Origin of the sequence: Nonomuraea sp. NPDC005692, assembly GCF_040631115.1 — a bacterium.
Classification (GTDB): Bacteria; Actinomycetota; Actinomycetes; order Streptosporangiales; family Streptosporangiaceae; genus Nonomuraea.
On record NZ_JBEXYU010000002.1, the window covers coordinates 1 to 17,109 of the forward strand.

General features: G+C 68.6%; 21 protein-coding genes. 10 read left to right on the forward strand and 11 right to left on the reverse strand.

All coding sequences use genetic code 11. From position 1 onward, the window contains the following. The first annotated feature begins 857 nt into the window (after positions 1-857). A complete protein-coding gene (locus ABZ459_RS04725; RefSeq protein ID WP_357965897.1) occupies positions 858-1,223 on the forward strand; it encodes a DUF2809 domain-containing protein in 366 nt (121 codons plus the stop codon). A 691-nt stretch (positions 1,224-1,914) separates the two neighbouring features. Here the strand turns inward: ABZ459_RS04725 and ABZ459_RS04730 are convergent. The 3 genes from ABZ459_RS04730 to ABZ459_RS04740 form a co-directional block, all read right to left on the reverse strand. Further along, positions 1,915-2,073: a tyrosine-type recombinase/integrase gene (locus tag ABZ459_RS04730; RefSeq protein ID WP_357967432.1), complete on the reverse strand. Its 159-nt coding sequence runs from the start codon at positions 2,071-2,073 to the stop codon at positions 1,915-1,917. After that, on the reverse strand, positions 2,016-2,204 hold the full coding sequence (locus tag ABZ459_RS04735; protein WP_357967460.1) for a hypothetical protein: 189 nt from the start codon (positions 2,202-2,204) through the stop codon (positions 2,016-2,018). The genes ABZ459_RS04730 and ABZ459_RS04735 overlap by 58 nt, the downstream gene beginning before the upstream one ends. A 203-nt stretch (positions 2,205-2,407) precedes the next feature. Beyond that, positions 2,408-3,382: a DUF4360 domain-containing protein gene (locus ABZ459_RS04740; RefSeq protein ID WP_357965900.1), complete on the reverse strand. Its 975-nt coding sequence runs from the start codon at positions 3,380-3,382 to the stop codon at positions 2,408-2,410. Between the two features lie 1,810 nt (positions 3,383-5,192). On the opposite strand from ABZ459_RS04740, the gene ABZ459_RS04745 reads away from it, so the two are divergent. Both ABZ459_RS04745 and ABZ459_RS04750 read left to right on the forward strand, forming a co-directional pair. Beyond that, a complete protein-coding gene (locus ABZ459_RS04745; protein ID WP_357965902.1) occupies positions 5,193-5,354 on the forward strand; it encodes a hypothetical protein in 162 nt (53 codons plus the stop codon). Between the two features lie 127 nt (positions 5,355-5,481). Then, complete coding sequence (locus tag ABZ459_RS04750) at positions 5,482-5,610, forward strand: hypothetical protein (RefSeq protein ID WP_357965905.1); 129 nt, start codon at positions 5,482-5,484, stop codon at positions 5,608-5,610. A 119-nt stretch (positions 5,611-5,729) separates the two neighbouring features. On the opposite strand, the gene ABZ459_RS04755 is transcribed toward ABZ459_RS04750, so the two are convergent. The 4 genes from ABZ459_RS04755 to ABZ459_RS04770 form a co-directional block, all read right to left on the reverse strand. Next, positions 5,730-6,305, reverse strand: coding sequence for a DoxX family protein (locus tag ABZ459_RS04755; protein WP_357965908.1), 576 nt, complete (start codon positions 6,303-6,305; stop codon positions 5,730-5,732). Between the two features lie 313 nt (positions 6,306-6,618). Then, on the reverse strand, positions 6,619-6,987 hold the full coding sequence (locus tag ABZ459_RS04760) for a VOC family protein (protein ID WP_357965911.1): 369 nt from the start codon (positions 6,985-6,987) through the stop codon (positions 6,619-6,621). A 2-nt stretch (positions 6,988-6,989) separates the two neighbouring features. Continuing rightward, on the reverse strand, positions 6,990-7,367 hold the full coding sequence (locus tag ABZ459_RS04765) for a VOC family protein (protein WP_357965914.1): 378 nt from the start codon (positions 7,365-7,367) through the stop codon (positions 6,990-6,992). A 166-nt stretch (positions 7,368-7,533) separates the two neighbouring features. Continuing rightward, the gene (locus ABZ459_RS04770) at positions 7,534-8,619 is read right to left on the reverse strand and encodes a S1 family peptidase (RefSeq protein WP_357965916.1); all 1,086 of its coding nucleotides are present in this window, start codon (positions 8,617-8,619) and stop codon (positions 7,534-7,536) included. Between the two features lie 185 nt (positions 8,620-8,804). On the opposite strand from ABZ459_RS04770, the gene ABZ459_RS04775 reads away from it, so the two are divergent. Beyond that, a complete protein-coding gene (locus tag ABZ459_RS04775; RefSeq protein ID WP_357965918.1) occupies positions 8,805-9,320 on the forward strand; it encodes a hypothetical protein in 516 nt (171 codons plus the stop codon). Here ABZ459_RS04775 and ABZ459_RS04780 read toward each other — a convergent pair. Both ABZ459_RS04780 and ABZ459_RS04785 read right to left on the reverse strand, forming a co-directional pair. Then, positions 9,277-10,434, reverse strand: a complete 1,158-nt coding sequence (locus ABZ459_RS04780; protein ID WP_357965920.1) for an MFS transporter — start codon at positions 10,432-10,434, stop codon at positions 9,277-9,279. The genes ABZ459_RS04775 and ABZ459_RS04780 overlap by 44 nt on opposite strands. Positions 10,435-10,595: 161 nt before the next feature. Next, positions 10,596-10,934, reverse strand: a complete 339-nt coding sequence (locus ABZ459_RS04785; protein WP_357965923.1) for a helix-turn-helix domain-containing protein — start codon at positions 10,932-10,934, stop codon at positions 10,596-10,598. A gap of 79 nt (positions 10,935-11,013) precedes the next feature. On the opposite strand from ABZ459_RS04785, the gene ABZ459_RS04790 reads away from it, so the two are divergent. Then, positions 11,014-11,592 (forward strand): NAD(P)H-dependent oxidoreductase, encoded by a 579-nt coding sequence (locus tag ABZ459_RS04790; protein ID WP_357965924.1) that lies wholly within the window; start codon positions 11,014-11,016, stop codon positions 11,590-11,592. A 15-nt stretch (positions 11,593-11,607) separates the two neighbouring features. After that, positions 11,608-12,888, forward strand: coding sequence for a TIGR04013 family B12-binding domain/radical SAM domain-containing protein (locus tag ABZ459_RS04795; protein ID WP_357965926.1), 1,281 nt, complete (start codon positions 11,608-11,610; stop codon positions 12,886-12,888). A gap of 33 nt (positions 12,889-12,921) precedes the next feature. Here the strand turns inward: ABZ459_RS04795 and ABZ459_RS04800 are convergent, their stop codons facing one another. Together ABZ459_RS04800 and ABZ459_RS04805 are read right to left on the reverse strand one after the other, a co-directional pair. Beyond that, complete coding sequence (locus ABZ459_RS04800; protein ID WP_352318077.1) at positions 12,922-13,152, reverse strand: hypothetical protein; 231 nt, start codon at positions 13,150-13,152, stop codon at positions 12,922-12,924. 44 nt (positions 13,153-13,196) lie between these two features. After that, on the reverse strand, positions 13,197-13,706 hold the full coding sequence (locus ABZ459_RS04805) for a VOC family protein (RefSeq protein ID WP_357965929.1): 510 nt from the start codon (positions 13,704-13,706) through the stop codon (positions 13,197-13,199). 63 nt (positions 13,707-13,769) lie between these two features. Here ABZ459_RS04805 and ABZ459_RS04810 point away from each other — a divergent pair, with 63 nt between their 5' ends. The 4 genes from ABZ459_RS04810 (at position 13,770) to ABZ459_RS04825 (ending at position 17,050) form a co-directional block, all read left to right on the forward strand. Then, positions 13,770-14,219, forward strand: coding sequence for a MarR family transcriptional regulator (locus ABZ459_RS04810; protein WP_357965932.1), 450 nt, complete (start codon positions 13,770-13,772; stop codon positions 14,217-14,219). Positions 14,220-14,314: 95 nt separating this feature from the next. Further along, a complete protein-coding gene (locus ABZ459_RS04815) occupies positions 14,315-14,503 on the forward strand; it encodes a hypothetical protein (protein ID WP_357965933.1) in 189 nt (62 codons plus the stop codon). Between the two features lie 86 nt (positions 14,504-14,589). After that, the gene (locus tag ABZ459_RS04820; RefSeq protein ID WP_357965936.1) at positions 14,590-16,062 is read left to right on the forward strand and encodes an FGGY family carbohydrate kinase; all 1,473 of its coding nucleotides are present in this window, start codon (positions 14,590-14,592) and stop codon (positions 16,060-16,062) included. Between the two features lie 178 nt (positions 16,063-16,240). Then, the gene (locus ABZ459_RS04825; RefSeq protein ID WP_357965938.1) at positions 16,241-17,050 is read left to right on the forward strand and encodes a hypothetical protein; all 810 of its coding nucleotides are present in this window, start codon (positions 16,241-16,243) and stop codon (positions 17,048-17,050) included. The last annotated feature ends 59 nt before the right edge of the window (positions 17,051-17,109 follow it).

A 17,109-nucleotide genomic window follows, 5' to 3' on the forward strand; every position in this document is an offset into this window, starting at 1 on the left:
CGCCCTCCAGCACCATGCGGACGGCTTCTTCCTTGAACTCGCGTGAGAACTGCCTGCGACGCCTCGTCACGTACCTACCTCTTCCAGACTTTTGTAAGCTTATGTAGCCGACTGTCCGGAATCTGCTGGGCACCCCACCCCTCGTTTGGGATCCAGCGATGCCACGAGGACCTGTCTCGAAGTTGCGGTGCTGATCCGCAGGTTCTGCGTTCGCGTCCGGAGATCTCCCTTAGCGTTGGGGCCGTGCGATGATCACGGTCCTTACGGCGAGCTCTAGACCTGTTGCAGATGGAAGGCCAAGTCGGGACCGGAGCAGCCGCGAGCTGTAAAACCGTCGGCTCTGTCCAGAGGAGCTCAAGCCATCGTTCTCCCTGCTCAACGAGGTAGGCGAACGGTTCAACACGCCCCTGCGACACAAGGATCTCGGGCAGCGATCCGATGTCGCAGGAGCAGACCTGGTCCCTGGTCAACGGGTCCGGGTCCGAGTGGCCCAGCAGCACCCGTGGGGCGTCATGGTGGAGATCCTGGGGCACGAGGGCATCGGTGCATCGATCGATGGCGCGGCGATCGACAGTCCCTCCGGTGCAGGACGGGCGTGGCTTGGCGAGTATCCGGCTGTTGGGACGGAGGTGGACGCTGTGGTGCAACAGATCCGTCGATGGAGCCCGCCGGCGTGGGCGCGTCGGTGGGGCGGGGAGGAACGATGGCTGCGTTCCGGATGAATCGTCACTACGTGCCGGCGTGCTGGCACTCCGCCGCTGTCGCCGACCTGACGCCAATGAGCATGCCGCCATAGGTGATGAGCTCTATGATCAGGTTCGTCCTGATCGTTGTGATTCGGAGAAGATGTCAATCTCATGCGCCGCGCCATGGTCCTTCTGGGTGGCGTTGCCCTCGCCATCGGCGCGTTCGTCCTCTTCTACCGGGGGCCGGGACAACCGTTCATCCGTGGTTACGTGAGCGACGTCGTCGCCACCATGCTGGTCTACGCGTTCTTGGGGCTGTTGTGGCGCACCACCGCCGCACGCCGCACTCTGGCCACGGCCGCGATCGCCGCCGCCGTCGAGTTCTACCAAATAGTCGGTATGGCCCTGCCGGGGGTCGGCGGTGTCCTGGTCGGCGCGTTCCCCGACCCATGGGACCTGGTCGCCTATGCCATCGGTGTCGTCGTGGCCCTGGTCTGGGAACGCCGATTGGTCCGATCCGGTGATCAGGCCGGCTGACTCTCTGACATCACCCCACCGGCACGCTGACGGTACGGATGCCTCCACAGCGGCGAGGTCATCGGGTTCGTCCTGCGCGGTGGCCGGCCGTCGCAAAGCAGGACCGCCGCATCTCAGGAAAAGCCGGCGCATCGCGTCGCGTTTCTCTTGATCGCGGTCAGTCATTTCCGAGGTCCGCCTTTCGGGACCCTTCTGGCTATCCGCCTGGATGCACCTGTCCGTCGACCTGGAGTTTTGTATGGCCGCTTACACGTTCCTCAGTCCCGGCCTGCCGAACGGTGCGGTTGGCGTGCCCGCTGAGGCGGGGAAGCGGGGGATGGTGAGGAGTCGCGGGGATTGCCACCCGCATCCTGAGCTGCGTCTTCCTTGTTGGAGCGAGATCGGCGTGCGTCTTTGCAAGCAGTGCATCGGCGGAATCCGTCATGCAGCGCCAAGCTCGCAGGCGTACCGAGTTCGATTTGAGCAAGCCGGATTGCTTGTTCCTCTGATCGCTATGGGTTGTAGTTCTGCGCCGTACCATCCCGTTCCGCCAAGACCGCTCGGTCCAAATGAGACGGCCTGGGACGGCCAAAACCCGAGCTGCTCATGCGGTTGGTGGCAACACCATCCGGGGTTCAAATCCTCGATCCTCCGCCAGGCGGAAGGCCCTCTCCCTTGATCGGGGAGAGGGCCTTTTTGATTTTCGAAGGTGTCATAGTCGCAACGACCAGAGATTTCCCCAGAGAGTGGAGGCGAGCTCGCCCGCGTCGCGCACCAGGGGTGTGGATACGTGGGTGTAGCGCTCGGTGGTGGTCACTCGGGTGTGGCCGAGCACTTGCTGAACGATCCGGATGTTCGCACCTTGCTCGATGAGGACTGTCGTGGCGGTGTGGCGAGCGTCGTGAATCCGACCTCTTGGACGCCGGCCTGCTGAAGGATGGACTTCCAGATCTTCCAGTCCTCGGTGCGCTCGATGGGAGAGCCGTGCTTGGTCGCGAACACCAGGCCATGGTCTTCCCATCGATCTCCCGCCCTCTCCCGCTCGGCATCCTGCACCTCGCGATGTGCCTTGAACTGGGCGAGGAGTTCGAGCGGGCAAGGGGGGTGAGCTAGCTCTCGCCCTTCCCCTGGTGGACGACCAGGCCGCCGACGGGGCGCTTGGGGCACTTATCCGCATGGCCGGCGCAGTGGAGCGTCGACCTGACTCAGCAGGAGGTGGTCGTCTCGGCTACGCAGGAATCGGTGCCCGGCCCGCCGTTGGCGGTGTCGGTGCCCGCCCCACCCAGGATCCGGTCGTTGCCGGCTTCGCCGTCGAGGGTGTCGTTGCCGTCGTCGCCGCTGATGTCGTCGTCGCCGTTGCCGCCGAAGACGGTGTCGTTGCCGGCACCGGCGGAGATCCGGTCGTTGCCCGCGAAGGAGAGGATGACGTCGTCGCCGCCCAGCGAGGCGATACGGTCGGCGAACGGTGAGCCGCAGATGACATCGGCGCCCGAGGTGCCGACGATGGTCTGCCCCGAGGTGGCGGTGCGCCGGTCGATGGTGCAGCCCGGTCCGTTTTGGAGCGTCCCGTCGACACTGTTGGTGTTGAAGTAGCCGCTGCCGGTCTCTGCGGGGTTGTTGGTGAGGAGCAGGCCCGTTTCCACGTTCAGCGCGCGGGTTGCGCCCTGCGCCGCCGCCACGTCGTCGTGAAGCAAGATCCGGTCGGAGAAGAGGTACGAGTCGTCTTGTGGCCCCAAGATCTGCGAGCGCACCGACTGAGCCGGGACGGGAGCACCGTTGAAGTTGTAGCTTGCGCTCTGCGTCGCGCTCATCCCTGCTTGGTCCATGAGCGCGTAGCCCTGGTAGGTGAACTTGGCGGTGGAAAGCGAGCTCCCCGACGGCGTATGCACGTTCAGCGAGAGCGTGCATTCCTTATCCGAAGCATTACTACCAGGTTCGATGAGCGTCTCGTATGCGCTGAATGTAACCGTGAACGACTTCCCGTCGGGGCTGATCGCCGCCTCCCATGTCCCGGGCGGGCACCCGGTTCCGTTCGCACTGACGCTCGATATGTATGCCTCGGCCGGGTTGGGGGCAGAGGATGCCGCGACCGCGGGCGTCATGACTGCTGCGGTGAGGACGGTGGCGGCGAGTGTACTTGCGGCCAGCTTGGGGAGGGGGTTGCGCATGATGAATGGCATCGGGCATTCCTTTCCGTGGTGAGCATTCCCGGCGAGAACGTTGGGTAATTTCCTGAGGCTCGTTGACCTGCGTAAGATCGAGCTCTTGAATGGTGTCGCGGTAGCGCGGATGTCGGAGCTGTTCTTTTTGTATCCGCCGACACCGCTGCGACAGTGCGACAAGGGAGATACCCCAGCGTCAAGCATGAAAGACGTACGCACTTTTTATAAGCGGGCAAACAATCAGCAATGAGCGAAACGATGGCGCGTCCTTGATGTCCTAGTATTCGCCATCAAAATGGATATTATCCTGACGTGTGGCTCCCGAAAGTCCCGATTCGCGCATATATGCCACGATTTAGAGAATCCGGCCCATCGTGCGGCGGTGGGCCGGGGGCAGCAACCGCGCCATATTCGGGCGACCTTGAGCGGTCGTCAATGAACCCTTTGAGCAGCGCAAACAACCTGTAGCGATCTCGCTGCCGAGATTTCATGGCGCTGAGGTTTCCGCGCTGGACTCGGCGTCGGCCTGGGGGGACGGTCTTCCCGTGCTCGGCTTCGTCTCCCGTCGACGCACAAGCTCGTGCTCGTTGGGGAGCCGCTTTGGCTTGCCGGGATCTTCAGTGGCTGTGCGACTTGCGCGGCATGCCCACCGTCCTCAGCCCGAAAGGCGACGGCGTGGTCATGGATGTCAGGAGCGCCGACGTCCCTGGCAGCCATGCCGTCGTCGCGCCCGGAGAATGTTTGGGAAGCCGTCTCCATGAGTCGAGCAGCGAGCACGCGCGTGTCGACTCGGTAGGTCGGTGCTGAGCGATGGCTACCTTGATGTCCGTCACTCCGCGCTTGGCGATCAGGCGGCAGCGGGGCTGGTCTAGCTGTAATCCCGTCTCGTATATAGCCCGTCCAGGGAGACCAACGCGGCCAGGTGGTCCAGGTGGACCCAATAGGGACACCCAAGACTCGAGCTGCTGATACGGTTTGGTGGCAACACCATCCGGGGTTTAAATCCCTGATCCTCCGTCAGGTCAATGGCTCTTCTCCATCTTCGGGGGAGGGCCTTTTCGATCTCGGCGGGACCGTGAGTTGCAGTTGGCCCGTCAGCCCAGAGGGCGGAGTCCAGTCGCTGGGGTCCTTCCACAACTCGCCTCAAGGACCGCCGCCGGGCTGGTAGGCCATAAACGCTGTGGCGCTCAACGACGCGTGGAACCCTCAGGTGGTCGGTGTTCTTCTAAAAGGTCGGGCGCCGCCGCTGTCGCCACCATGGCCAATCAGGGGATGCGAGCGGATCCGGCGACGTTCGAGCGAGAAAGCTTCTGTCAACGGGAAGTACGAGGCTGTAGAGGTGCGGTCGCGCCCAAGGGGGCAATGCCATGAGCACCTGTTCCAGCTCCCCACGCGGATCGTCCTCGTAACAGCCAAGGCATGTGCAGATGGGCAGGAGCCGGGTGGAGGTGCCGGAAATGACTTCCCGCGTCCAAGCCAGCAGCACCGCAGCCACATGACCTGGGCCCAGCCGGGTGTGCTCCAGCGCGATCACTGCAGCCATGGGGCGCGGTCCGAGACCGGGAACCTGATGAATCGAAGCTCTGTGGGTCACGCACATGAATCCTCGGGTGCGAACCGCTGAAGGGCGCCTACGCGGCATGGCCCTTTCTACACGTCGTCATGAGCGTGATGATCGCATGCCTGCAGCGTGATCTCCAGGTCCCGATCGGCCGAAGCGAACTACACCCCGGCGGGGGACTTCGGCGCCGGGACAGCTGCTGGCGGTCCGGGCGTCTTTCGCACACGTACGATCCCCTGATCTCGGGCGATCGAGCGGGAGGGGCCGATGGGGGTCTTCTACGACTATTACCGGGCGGCAAACAGGCAGGCCGCTGCGGAGAAGCCCGATAACCCACGTGCAGTTGAGAAGCCCATCCCGGGCGTAGCTACGTTCGACGCCGTGGACGCCAAGTGGATCGACCCCGGCGTGTACTCGGCCGGCTCGTAGCCCTTGCTGGAGACGTTCCGTTCAGCTTGGACCTGGTGCAGACGATCACCACCTGTCCGCCGCCCGAGGGCGCTCCGACGACTCTCCTTACAAGGAGGGGCCGGGAATTGAAGAGCTCCCCGCAGACGTGCGCGACACGCTCGCCGGCATCCCGGACAGCAGGTTGGACGAACTCGTTGAGCACTGGGAGCGGATCGAGGAGTTCGCCGACGTGCCACCGGCCGATGGATACCTCGAGAAGCCGCCTGATCTCTGATCAATGAGGACGAGCCTGTTCACGCCGTCCCCCTCCGGGCTGAGGACGGTCACGGCTCCGGCGCCGGTGGTGTGGTGCGGCGAGTCGTGCCCGGGGGCCTCGACGTACCAGGGCAGTGATCAGAACTGGGCGTTGGTCATCGTGTACCACGTCGGCGCGAACGTCAGCAGGGCCAGCGCGACCAGGACGGCGAGCGCGCCGAGTACGCGCGGAGTGGTGACGGGCGCGGGGGAGATGGGGCGCATCTTCCAGCGTCCGGCCGTGACGAAGGCCGCGACGCCTCCCAGGAGGAGGTTGGCGGGAACCAGTTCGTACTCGCCGCGCACGATGTGGAAGCCGGCCGCGAGGACCATCGTCAGCGTCAGGCCGGCGGCGGCGAGCGGCGTCAGCATCGGCTTGACCTTCGTCATCGCCGGCAGGATCAGGCCGATGCCGCCGAGTACCTCGACGATCCCGATGAAGACGATCAGGGACTGCGGCACCGCCGCGTACCAGGCCACAGCCCGGGGCGCCGCCGCGTACAGGACGTCGTCGTACAGCAGCACCTTGCCGAAGCCGCTGCCGGCGAAGAAGAAGCCCCACAACGCTTGGAGTGACCAGAGTGCGCCGTTGAGGGTGAACCTCAGTCTGCGTGCCTTGGGCTGCTGCTCGACGTCCGTGATGCTGAGGAGGTTCTCGCTGACGTGGTGGCTCATGTCCTGTCACTGCCTTTTCTGATCGGATTCGCGGGGGAACTCGCCGGTGCTTCGGGCCTTCGTCAGTACGTGCTGATCGGTGCGTGCTGACGGGGCCTATCCGAGCACGGAAGCGAGGTCGTGCGCATCGTCCGTGGGACAGGGTGGGACACGAGAGAGGCGGTCCGCCTGCGGAAACGTGAGTTATGCCGCAACCGTGGGATGGGACGGTCCACACGCGAGGCCCGCGCGTGCACCGCTCGGCGGTCGGGCGGGCGCCGCAGGGTGGGGAAGGTGTTCCTGCGGCGCCGAACCGCGGCCCGGCTCCCGGGCGTCAGTCCTGGAGGACCGAGAGGACGTTGCCCGCCGGGTCGGTGAACCAGGCGATCAGGGGGCCGCCACCGCGGAAGATGCCCCTTTCGTCGGTCTTCAGGTGCTCGTAGCGCTGGAACTGCACGCCGCGGACCGCCAGGGCGTCGACGGTCTGCTCGATGTCCTCGACCGGGAAGTTGAGGATGGTGAAGGTTGCGGGGACGTGGTCGGGTTTGGGGTAGACCAGGATGTCGGTGCCGCCGGTGATGTGCAGGGTCAGCAGGCCGTTCGACTCCGACACCTCCAGCCCCAGGGTGTCGCCGTAGAACGCCTTCGCGGCGGCCAGATCGTCGACGGAGAATCCGCTGAACGCCTTCGTCTTGCCGAACATCGTCACATCGCCTTCCGGTGTTCCTCGCTGAGCTGGATGATCTGGACGTAGTTGCCGTCGGGATCGATCGCCGTGGCGAACAGGCTGCCCTCGCGGTCCTCGAGCTCGGCCAGCCAGGACACGCCCGCCTCCTCCATCCGGGCGGCGATCGCGCGCGCGTCCGGGACGTCGAAGTTGAGTATCACCCGTCCGGGCTCGGGATTCTTGTCCGCCACGTCGGCCCGGGTGTCGATGATCAGGTGAAAGTCGCCGAACGTCAGCACGCCGTAGTGGGTGACGTCGGTGTCGGACTCGGGGTCGAGCACGGTGGCGTACCAGGCGCGTAGTCGTGCCGGGTCGGTGCTGGCCAGGAGCAGGCTGTTCAGGATGGGGCGCGTCATCGTTGCCTCCCGATGGTCGGTGCGGCGGAGGGGATCCGCCTTCGGGAGGGCAGACTCGACCGGGCGTGGGAACTCATCGGTGGCGCGCGAACGGATTTCCTGAAGGTGCCGGGCGTCCCTGGAGGAGTGGGCGTCCCTGGAGGAGTGGGGGCCCTGGACGAGAGGGTCAGGCGGTGCGGAGGGTCAGGCCGTACGCGCTGAGGATCTCGTTGACGGGCTGGTAGTACGTCGTGCCGCCCGTGCTGCAGTTGCCGGAGCCGCCCGAGGTCACACCCTGGGCCTGGCCGCCCGAGATGAACGGTCCGCCGGAGTCGCCGGGTTCGGCGCACACGTTGGTGCGGGTCAGGCCGTACACGGTGCCCTGGGCGTAGGTGATGGTGGCGTTGTGCTGCTGGACGGTGCCGCAGTGCCAGCCGGTGGTCGGCCCGGCACGGCAGACGGACGCGCCCACCGTCGACTGGACCGAGCCGCGTACGGTCACCAGCGTCCCGCCGGGGCCGCGGACGTACGGCTGCGCGGTGTGCCCGGGGGTGGCGACCCACGCGTAGTCGTTGCCCGGGAAGGACGAGCCCTGGAAGGTGCCGGCTGGTGACTTGACCAGGTCGCCGGTGTGCCCGCAGTGTCCCGCGGTGACGAAGCCCTGGACGCTGCCCTTGGTGACCGAGAAGCCGATCGTGCAGCGCATCGAGCCGACGTAGAAGGGGTCGCCGCCGATGATGTCGGCGTACGTGCGGGGGAGTTCGGCGGCCGGCGCCACCACGACGGCCGCACTGCGCGCGGCCGCCACCAGGGCGGCGGCCGGTGCGGACCCGGACGGGGAGGCGACCTGGAGGACGACCCGGTTCGCGCGGACGTCGGCGTACCAGAGGGCGGGGCCCGTCCGGATGCGGCGGGCGGCCTGGTCCAGGCGGCGGACGACGGCGTCCAGCTCCGACAGCGAGTGCCGCACGACGACAGGGCGCGCCCCCCGGGCCGAGATCACGGCGGTCCGGGCGGGGTCGGTGGTGGCGACGACGAGGGCGGAGGCGTCCTCGGTCAGCCACGACCCGCCGTAGGAGTCGCCCAGTGAGGTGGCCAGTTCGGCCTCCAGGGCGGCGGCATGCCGCTCGTTCGCCAGCCGGGTGACCACTGCGGGCTCCGAGAGGCCGAGGTCGCGCGAGAGCGCCTCGATCACGGGGTCGGACGCCGCGTGGGCGGGGGTGGCCAGGCAAGCAGCCACGAGGGTGATGCCTGCCACTGCACAGCGAAACATGCCGCCGCTCCTCGATGGGGGGTTCTGTCACGGTAACGGCTGACAGCCAAATGAGGAGATACCAAATATTTCCTATTAAGGCGATATGCCCGTCTTTCCGGCCACCGGCCACAAATGGAGATTTTTCAACCTAAAGTTGTAACTGGTGGTATGTCGGTATCGTATTGGGCCTGGAGGTGTTCCCTATGGGTAATGGTGTTCGTCATTTCGCCGGGGCCGCGGTGGGGGTCGCCGCGATCCCGTTGATCGCGGCCGGTCTCCTGTACGGACCCCGCGCGACCACGTCCGTCCTCGACTGGACGGCGACGGCGGCGCTGGCGGGGACCGCGGTCCTCATCGGAGTCCTGGCCGGTTCCCGGATTTCCCCGGTCGCCTCGCTGCTGCCCGGCCTGGCTTTCACGGCCCTGGCCGGGGCGACGGTCGTGCGGGCCGCCACGGGAGGCGACCGGAGAATGGGATTCGACCTGGTGCCCGCCGATTATCTGGACGCGTACGCGGCATTGCTGAATACCTGGTCGTTGGTGATCGGCGGCATTCTGCTGACCGCTTCGGTGTTCCCGTCCCGGTGGCGGGCGCGCCGGGGCGGGGCGGCGGCTCCGGAGGAGGGGGAGGAGCCGCCGCCGCTGCCCAAGCGCGTCCCGTTCGCGTCGAAGAGGATCACATCGGCGCGACCCGCTCCCGGGCCAGCCACAGGGCGATGACCACGTACGGCAGGATCAGGAGGGCGAACGTCGTGCCGTGGGACAGGAACGGCGATCCTGCGCCGTAGGCCGTGTAGACGGCCAGGGTGACCACGTTCGTCCCGAGCCCGGCCACCGACGTCACGGTGGCCCGCTGGCCGCCCGAGACACGTTCCTGCAGCCGCGTGTCGGCCACCACGCCGGCCATCTGGAACGCCCCGAAGGCGCCGGCGACCAGCAGAAACCCGGCCGGATGCGGAACCAGCGCGCCCGCCGCCATGGCCAGCGCCGCCAGCGCCAGGACCAGCGCGAACGACCGCTCGCTCAGGCGGCGGGCGGGCCCCGCCAGCAGGCCGCCCGCCGCGGCCCCGACCCAGACGGCCAGGACGAGCAGCGGAACGGCAGTCCTGGGCGCGCCGGTCTCGGCGGCCAGGAAGGGCACGTACTCCTCCAGCGCACCCCAGATCGCCGTCACGACGGAGATCAGGACGATCGCTTCGAGCACGTTCCGATCGGTACGGGCCTCGGCCACACCGGCCCGCAGAACCGCGAGATACCGCCCATCCGAATCAGCGGACGCCGCTCGGGCAGGACGCCGCTCGGGCAGGGTCAGCGCGGTCGCCGCGCACAACAGGCAGGCCACCACGCTGGCCACCCCCACCGCCGGATAACCGCCGATCGCGAAGACGGGCGTGGCGAGGGCGATCGCCGACGCGGCGGCGGCGATGCCGATCGAGTGGGCCCGGCCCATGATCGCGGCGTACCGGCTCTGGAGGCCCCGGCGTTCGAGCTCCTCGTACGCGAGCGCCTCGAAGGCGCCCGAGACGAGCGCGCCCTCGGCCCCCCACAACACGAAGCCCAGCGCGAAGGCCCAGTAGGACGGGAACAGCACCCACAGTGCGAAGCCGGCGCCGGCCAGCAGCGGGCCGAGGAACAACAGCAGTCGGCGGGACACCGCGTCGGCCCAGGCGCCGGAGGGGATCTCCAGCACCATGCCGGTCACGGACCAGATGACGAACAGCGAGGACGTCTCGGCCACCGAGAGCCCGGAATCGGTGAACAGCAGCGTGTACACCGGGTAGAGCAGGACGAACTCGCCGAGGAACGTGTAGACGTAAAGCTTGGGGACGAACATGCGGCCCTCTCGGAAGGGGCGGACAGGGACTCCGTCTGGTGCTCGGCACCTCGGAGGCCCGCGCGCGCTCCTGCCGCGTCGGCCGCTGGTGGTTCATCAATGTCGCCAGTGCATGCCCGGAGTCTAACCCCGGCCCGCCTCCCCGCGCTCGCCCGTACGCGCTAGGCGGACCTGGCCGGCTCCTCGGGCAGCGGGATCCACTTGTGCGCCCAGGTGACCAGCTCGTCGAGGACCGGACGCAGCTCCTGGCCCATCTCCGTCAGGTGGTACTCGACCCGCACCGGCGACGTGGCCAGCACGCGCCGCTCGACGAGCCCGGCCGTCTCCAGCTCGCGCAGCCGGCGGGCCAGCATCGTGTCGTTGATGCCGGGGATGGCCGCCTTGAGAGCGGCGTAACGATGGGCGCCCTTGAAGATCATGTGGATCACGGCCCCCGACCACCGGGCGCCGATCAGTTCGAGGGCGACGTGGAACCGGACGCAGACGGAATGGGGGCTCACGGGAGTGATCCTAGCATTTGCTAAGAAATGTTTAGTTACTCAATAATGTTGAGGTATCAACCACCTGAGGAGGAGCCCCATGGACAAGCCGGTCCTGCAGATCATCGTCGCCAGCACCCGCCCCGGCCGTGCCGGGCGCGAGGTCGCCGAGTGGTTCAGGAGCCGGGCCGTCGCCGCCGGCCACTTCGACGTCGAGCTGGTCGACCTCGCCGAGGTGGGCCTGCCGTTCCTCGACGAGCCGAACCACCCCAAGCTCAAGCAGTACGTGAACGCCCACACCAAGGAGTGGAGCGCCACCGTCGACCGGGGTGACGCCTTCGTGTTCGTGACCCCCGAGTACAACCACAGCTTCACGGCCGTGCTGAAGAACGCTCTGGACTACCTGCACCACGAGTGGCAGCACAAGGCGGCGGGGTTCGTCAGCTACGGCGGGATCTCCGGCGGCACCCGGGCGGTGAACGGCCTGCGCCAGGTCGTCAGCACGCTGAAGATGATCCCCGTGGTCGAAGCCGTCAACATCCCCTTCTACCAGCAGTTCATCGCCGAGGACGGCACCGTGGCGCCCAACGACGTCATGATCGCCGCCGCCGACGCCATGCTCGCCGAGCTGGCCAAGCTCACCGGCGCGCTGCGTCCCATGCGGCTGGCCTCCGCCTGAGCTACGCTGCCGGTCGTGGCGCTGGCAGTGGATGTGGTGGTCCGTTACCGCAAGGCCGTGACGTACGGCGTGCACGCGGTGCTCGCCGCCCTGGAGACCTCGGGCGTGGAGCACCGGCAGCTGCTGGGCGTCACCCCGGAGGAGACGGCGGCCCACATCGCGGCGAGCGGGGCCGACCGGGTGCTCGTGCTCTGGTCGTTCTACTCGCCCGACGCCGAGGCCATGGCCGCCGAGCTGGCCGCCGTCAGGTCGCTCAGCGGCGGCCGGGGGCTGCACGTCGCCGGCGGGGTGCACGCCACCGCCGAGCCGCAGCAGGTCATCGACGCCGGCTGGGACCTGGCCGCGATCGGCGAGGGCGAGTCCACGATCATCGCCCTGGTGGAGGCGCTGCGGCGGGACGAGCCGCTGACGACCGTGCCGGGCCTCGCGGTCAAGGACGGCGACGGCGTCGCGCTCAGGACGCGCCCGGCCCCGCAGCTCCCGCTCGACGCGTTCCCGTCGTTCCTGGGGCGTAAGGGGCCGATCGAGATCACCCGGGGATGCCGGTACACCTGCCGGTTCTGCCAGACGCCGTTCATGTTCGGCGGCCAGTTCCGCCACCGGTCGGTGGCGAGCGTGCGCCGGCACGTCAAGGGCATGGTCGAGCAGGGGCTGCGTGACGTGCGGTTCATCACGCCGACCTCGCTCTCCTACGGCTCGCCGGGCCCCGATCCCGATCTCGGCGCGGTGGAGGAGCTGCTGGCGGGGGTCAAGGAGGAGCTGCCGCCGCACGGCCGGGTGTTCTTCGGCAGTTTCCCCTCCGAGGTGCGGCCCGAGCACGTCACGCCCGAGGCCATGCGGCTGCTCAAGCGGTACGTCGCCAACGACAACCTGATCATCGGCGCCCAGTCGGGATCCGACCGGGTGCTGGCCGCCTCGGGTCGCGGGCACGGCACCTCGCCCGTGCGCGACGCCGTCAGGATCGCCGTCGAGCACGGCTTCAGGCCGAACGTCGACTTCATCTTCGGCATGCCGGGGGAGTCGGAGGAGGACCAGCGCCGGTCGCTCGTGCTGGCCGGTGACCTGGCCGAGCTGGGCGCCCGCATCCACACGCACACGTTCATGCCGCTGCCCGGCACGCCCTGGCGGGACGCCGAGCCCGCGTTCATCCCGCTCACGACCGTGCGGGAGCTCGACCGGCTGGCCCAGCGCGGCGACGCGTACGGCCATTGGCGCCGGCAGGCCGAGCACTCGGCCCGGCTGGCCGAGACGGCCAAGGCGTACCCGCGCCGCACCCGCCGCCGCAGAACGGACTGAAGGCCACGAAACGCTACGCGCGGAACAGGCCGGTCAGTCGTCGTCGGTGAGTCGTTCCAGCGCGCGGTTGATGGAGTCGCCGAGCGGCCGCAGAACCTCGGAGAGCGCCTCGGCCAGCGGCCTGAGGATCTCCGTCGCCTCGTCCAGCAGGTCGGGCGACTTGTGCTCGGGAGGCGCCCAGCGCATGGCGTCCGCGCTCAGCGTCTCCCATTCGTCCACGACGCCGTCGATGGCGTCGAGGACGTGATCCGGATCGTTTGGCATGACCCTCTCCGGAACAAATCGGTCGGATACCTGCCACGGTACCTTCAGGCCGGGATCGACACCCCAATCCCGCCCCGGGTCTGCGCGCCGTACCGCTCCTTGTCGGCGGCCAGGTCGAGCGGGCGGATGGCGGACCGGGCGGCCAGCGTCTCGTCCGTGATCAGTGAGGCGGGCACGAGCCAGGAGACCTCGAACTCCAGCCCGTCGGGGTCCTTGGCGTACAGCGCCTTGGTCGTCCCGTGGTCGGAGGCGCCGACGAGGGAGCCGAGCTCGCTCAGGGTGACCGCGATGCGCTCCAGCTCGTCGAGCGTGTCGACCTCCCACGCCAGGTGGTAGAGCCCGACGGCGGTGCGTCCGGCGGGCGAGGGGCCGGCGGCCGCGCCGATCTCGAACAGCCCGAGGTCGTGGTCGTTGCTGGAGCCGGGGGCCTGGAGGAACGCGGCGCCGCGCATGCCCATGACCACCTCGAATCCGAGCGCCTCCCGGTAGAAGGCCACGCTGCGCTCCACGTCACGGACGTAGAGGACCGCGTGATTGAGCCTGTGGACCGGCATGGTCGTCCCCTTTCACCTGGTTCTCCCGGCCAGAGTATATGAGAGTTCAACTAAAATGAGAGGGTGACCCGATGGCTGGATCCGGACGAGCAGCAGACCTGGCGTGACTTCCTGGCCGCCGGCCAGCTCATCAACGAGGCGCTGGACCGGCAGCTCCAGCGCGAGGCGGGCATGCCGCACACCTATTACGTGATCCTGGTGACCCTGTCGGAGGCGCCGGGCCGGTCGATGCGCATGAGCGAGCTGGCCGCCAGGGCCCAGAGCTCCCAGAGCCGCTTGTCGCACGCCGTGGCCCGCCTGGAGGAGCGCGGCTGGGTGCGCCGCGAGCGCTGCCCGGCCGACGGCAGGGGCAACGTCGCCGTCCTGACGGACGAGGGGTTCGCCACGCTGGCCTCCGCCGCCCCCGGCCACGTCGAGGAGGTGCGCCGGAGCCTGTTCGACGCCCTCACCCGCGAGCAGGTCCGCGAGCTCGGCGCGATCTGCTCGGCCGTGCGGGGCGCGCTGGAACGGTAGAACGCCCGGCCGTGCGGGACACGCTGGAGCGGTAGCGAGCGAACTGTCACGGCCAGGCCGTAGCCTCTCCCGGTAGCCGAACGAGGGGATTGCCGATGCACCACACCGAAGAGGCACTGTTCCGGACGGTCCACGGCATCGCCGGGTTGATGGCGGGCCAGCCCGTGCCCGTCGTCATGGAGGCGTTGCTGCGCCACCTGCCCAAGGCTCCAGGTCTCGAGGTGGCGGAGATCCGCAAGATCGCGGAGGAGATCAGCGTCGGCCGCGACCCCTCGGGGCTGTGAATCACCCAGAATTGCCCCTGATTGTGGCTCCCGAGCGGGGATACCATCTCAACCATCTCGCGCTGGAGCACGCATAAGGAGTTCGGGTGACGCTGGTCGCTGGGGTTGATTCCTCCACGCAGAGCTGCAAGGTCGTCATTCGCGAGGCCGAGACGGGCGCACTGGTCAGGCAGGGCCGCGCCGCCCATCCGGCCGGCACCGAGATCCACCCCTCCCACTGGTGGACCGCCCTGCTGCGGGCCGTCGAGGAGGCCGGCGGGCTCGCCGACGTCGCCGCCGTCAGCGTGGCCGGGCAGCAGCACGGCATGGTCTGCCTCGACGAGGCGGGCGAGGTCGTGCGCGACGCCCTGCTCTGGAACGACACCCGCTCCGCCCGGTCCGCCGCCGACCTGGTGGCGGAGCTGGGCGGGCCGGGGGCCTGGGCCGACGCGGTCGGCTCGGTGCCCGTCGCCGCGTTCACCGTGGCCAAGCTGCGGTGGCTGGCCGAGCACGAGCCGGACAACGCCCGCCGCACGGCGGCGGTCTGCCTGCCGCACGACTGGCTGACCTGGCGGCTGGCGGGCGCGCTCGCCCTCGGCGGCGGCTCCGGTCCGGGCGGTGGCTCCGGTCTCGGCAAGGGCTCCGGTCCGGGCGCCGATCTCGCGGCCTGGCAGGACGCGCCCCCGCCGCCGCTCGACCTGCTCACCACCGACCGGGGCGACGCCTCGGGCACCGGCTACTGGTCCCCGGCCACCGGCGCCTACCGCACCGACCTGCTCAAGGCCGCCTTCGGCGCCGTCCCGCTGCTGCCCAGGGTGCTGGGGCCCACCGACCGCGCGGGCGACCCGGCGTCGGCCGGGCCGCTGCTCGCGCCCGGCACCGGCGACAACATGGCGGCCGCCCTCGGCGTCGGGGCCGGGCCGGGTGACGTGGTGGTCTCGCTCGGCACGTCCGGGACGGTGTTCGCGGTCGCGGAGACGCCGAGCGCCGACCCCACCGGCGCCGTCGCCGGGTTCGCCGACGCCACCGGGCGTTTCCTGCCGCTGGTGTGCACGCTGAACGCGGCCAGGGTCCTCGACGCCGCCGCCGGGCTGGCCGGGGTCGGCCTCGACGAGCTGAGCGACCTCGCGCTCCGGGCCCCGGCGGGGGCCGGCGGGCTGACGCTGGTGCCGTACCTGGAGGGGGAGCGCACCCCCAACCGGCCCACCGCGACCGGCTCGGTCCTCGGGCTCACGCTGGCCACCTCGACCCCGGCCCACCTGGCCCGCGCGGCCGTCGAGGGCATGCTGTGCGGCCTCGCCGACGCCCTCGACGCACTCGGCACCCGGCCGGAGCGGGTGCTGCTGATCGGCGGCGCGGCCCGCTCGGAGGCCGTACGCCGCGTCGCGCCGACCGTCTTCGGCGTGCCGATCGCGGTGCCGCCGCCCGGCGAGTACGTCGCCGACGGCGCCGCCCGCCAGGCCGCCGCCCTTCTCACGACCCCCGACTGGCGGACCGAGGACACCGAGACCTACGACGCCCCGGCCGTCCCGGAGATCCGCGCCCGCTATGCCAGTGCCACGTCCCACGTGCTCGACTGAGGGCTCTTGTTATTGGGTGAAAAAAGCCTCGCGGTGGACAAGTCATTAGAAATCCGATGCGTGTCGGAGTTGCTGGTCGCGGACGTGTGAAGCGATGCTGCGATCAGCGTGATACCTGGAACCACGGGTGTCCTTCCTGCGAGAAACGGAGAGATCCGTGGCCCTCACTCTTAATGCCGTGACCATCGACGCTGCGGACAATATCAACGGCGTGTTCCGGTACGACGGATTCGGCACTTCCTGGACCCAGATCAGAGGGCCGGTAACCGTCATTGGGCCTTTCGGCGGCGGGTGGGGAACCCTCGTCGAGGGCACCGGCGACGAGACGGGCACCGCGTTCGGCTACAGCGGCACCCCTTTCGACTGGTTCTCCGTCGGCGAGATCGGAGCGACCTACGCCGTCTCCGACGACACCGTCTACAAGACGCCTCGGGACGGCAGCCGGATCCTCCAGTTCGACGGCTTCGACGGCGACACGCCGCTGTGGAGCAAGGTCGGCGACTCCGGGTTCCTGGCGGTCGGCGGGTTCAGCGTCGTGGCCCAGATGCCCGACTTCCAGGGTGACACCTTCCTCTACAGCGGCAATCCGAACGACTGGGAACGCATCGGCCCGAAGGGCGGCGCATACGCGATCGCGGACACGGTCTTCCGGACGGACCCGCTCGGTAACACGGTGTTCAGATACACCGGATCCGGCACCGCCTGGGACAACCTCGGCGCCCCTCCCCGCGGTGTCCTCCAAATCTTCGCCGGAGGTTTCGGGCTCTTCGCCACCGCCGCCGACTTCAGTGGCGTATATCGATTTCAGGACGCAGGCGGAAATTGGCAGCGCATAGGGGACCACAGTGCGTCCTGCGCGGTCACGGACGATACCGTTTTTCGAGTGGCTCGGGATATGAGCGTATTTCAATACGATGGATTCGATGATTCCTGGACGCCCATCGGCCGTCCCGATCGCGTGCTCCGCCTGTTCGTCGCCTCCGACTGAGGAGCACCGTCCACCCCGGGGACGGGGGAGGGGGACTCAGGGGCGGACTCAGGGACGGC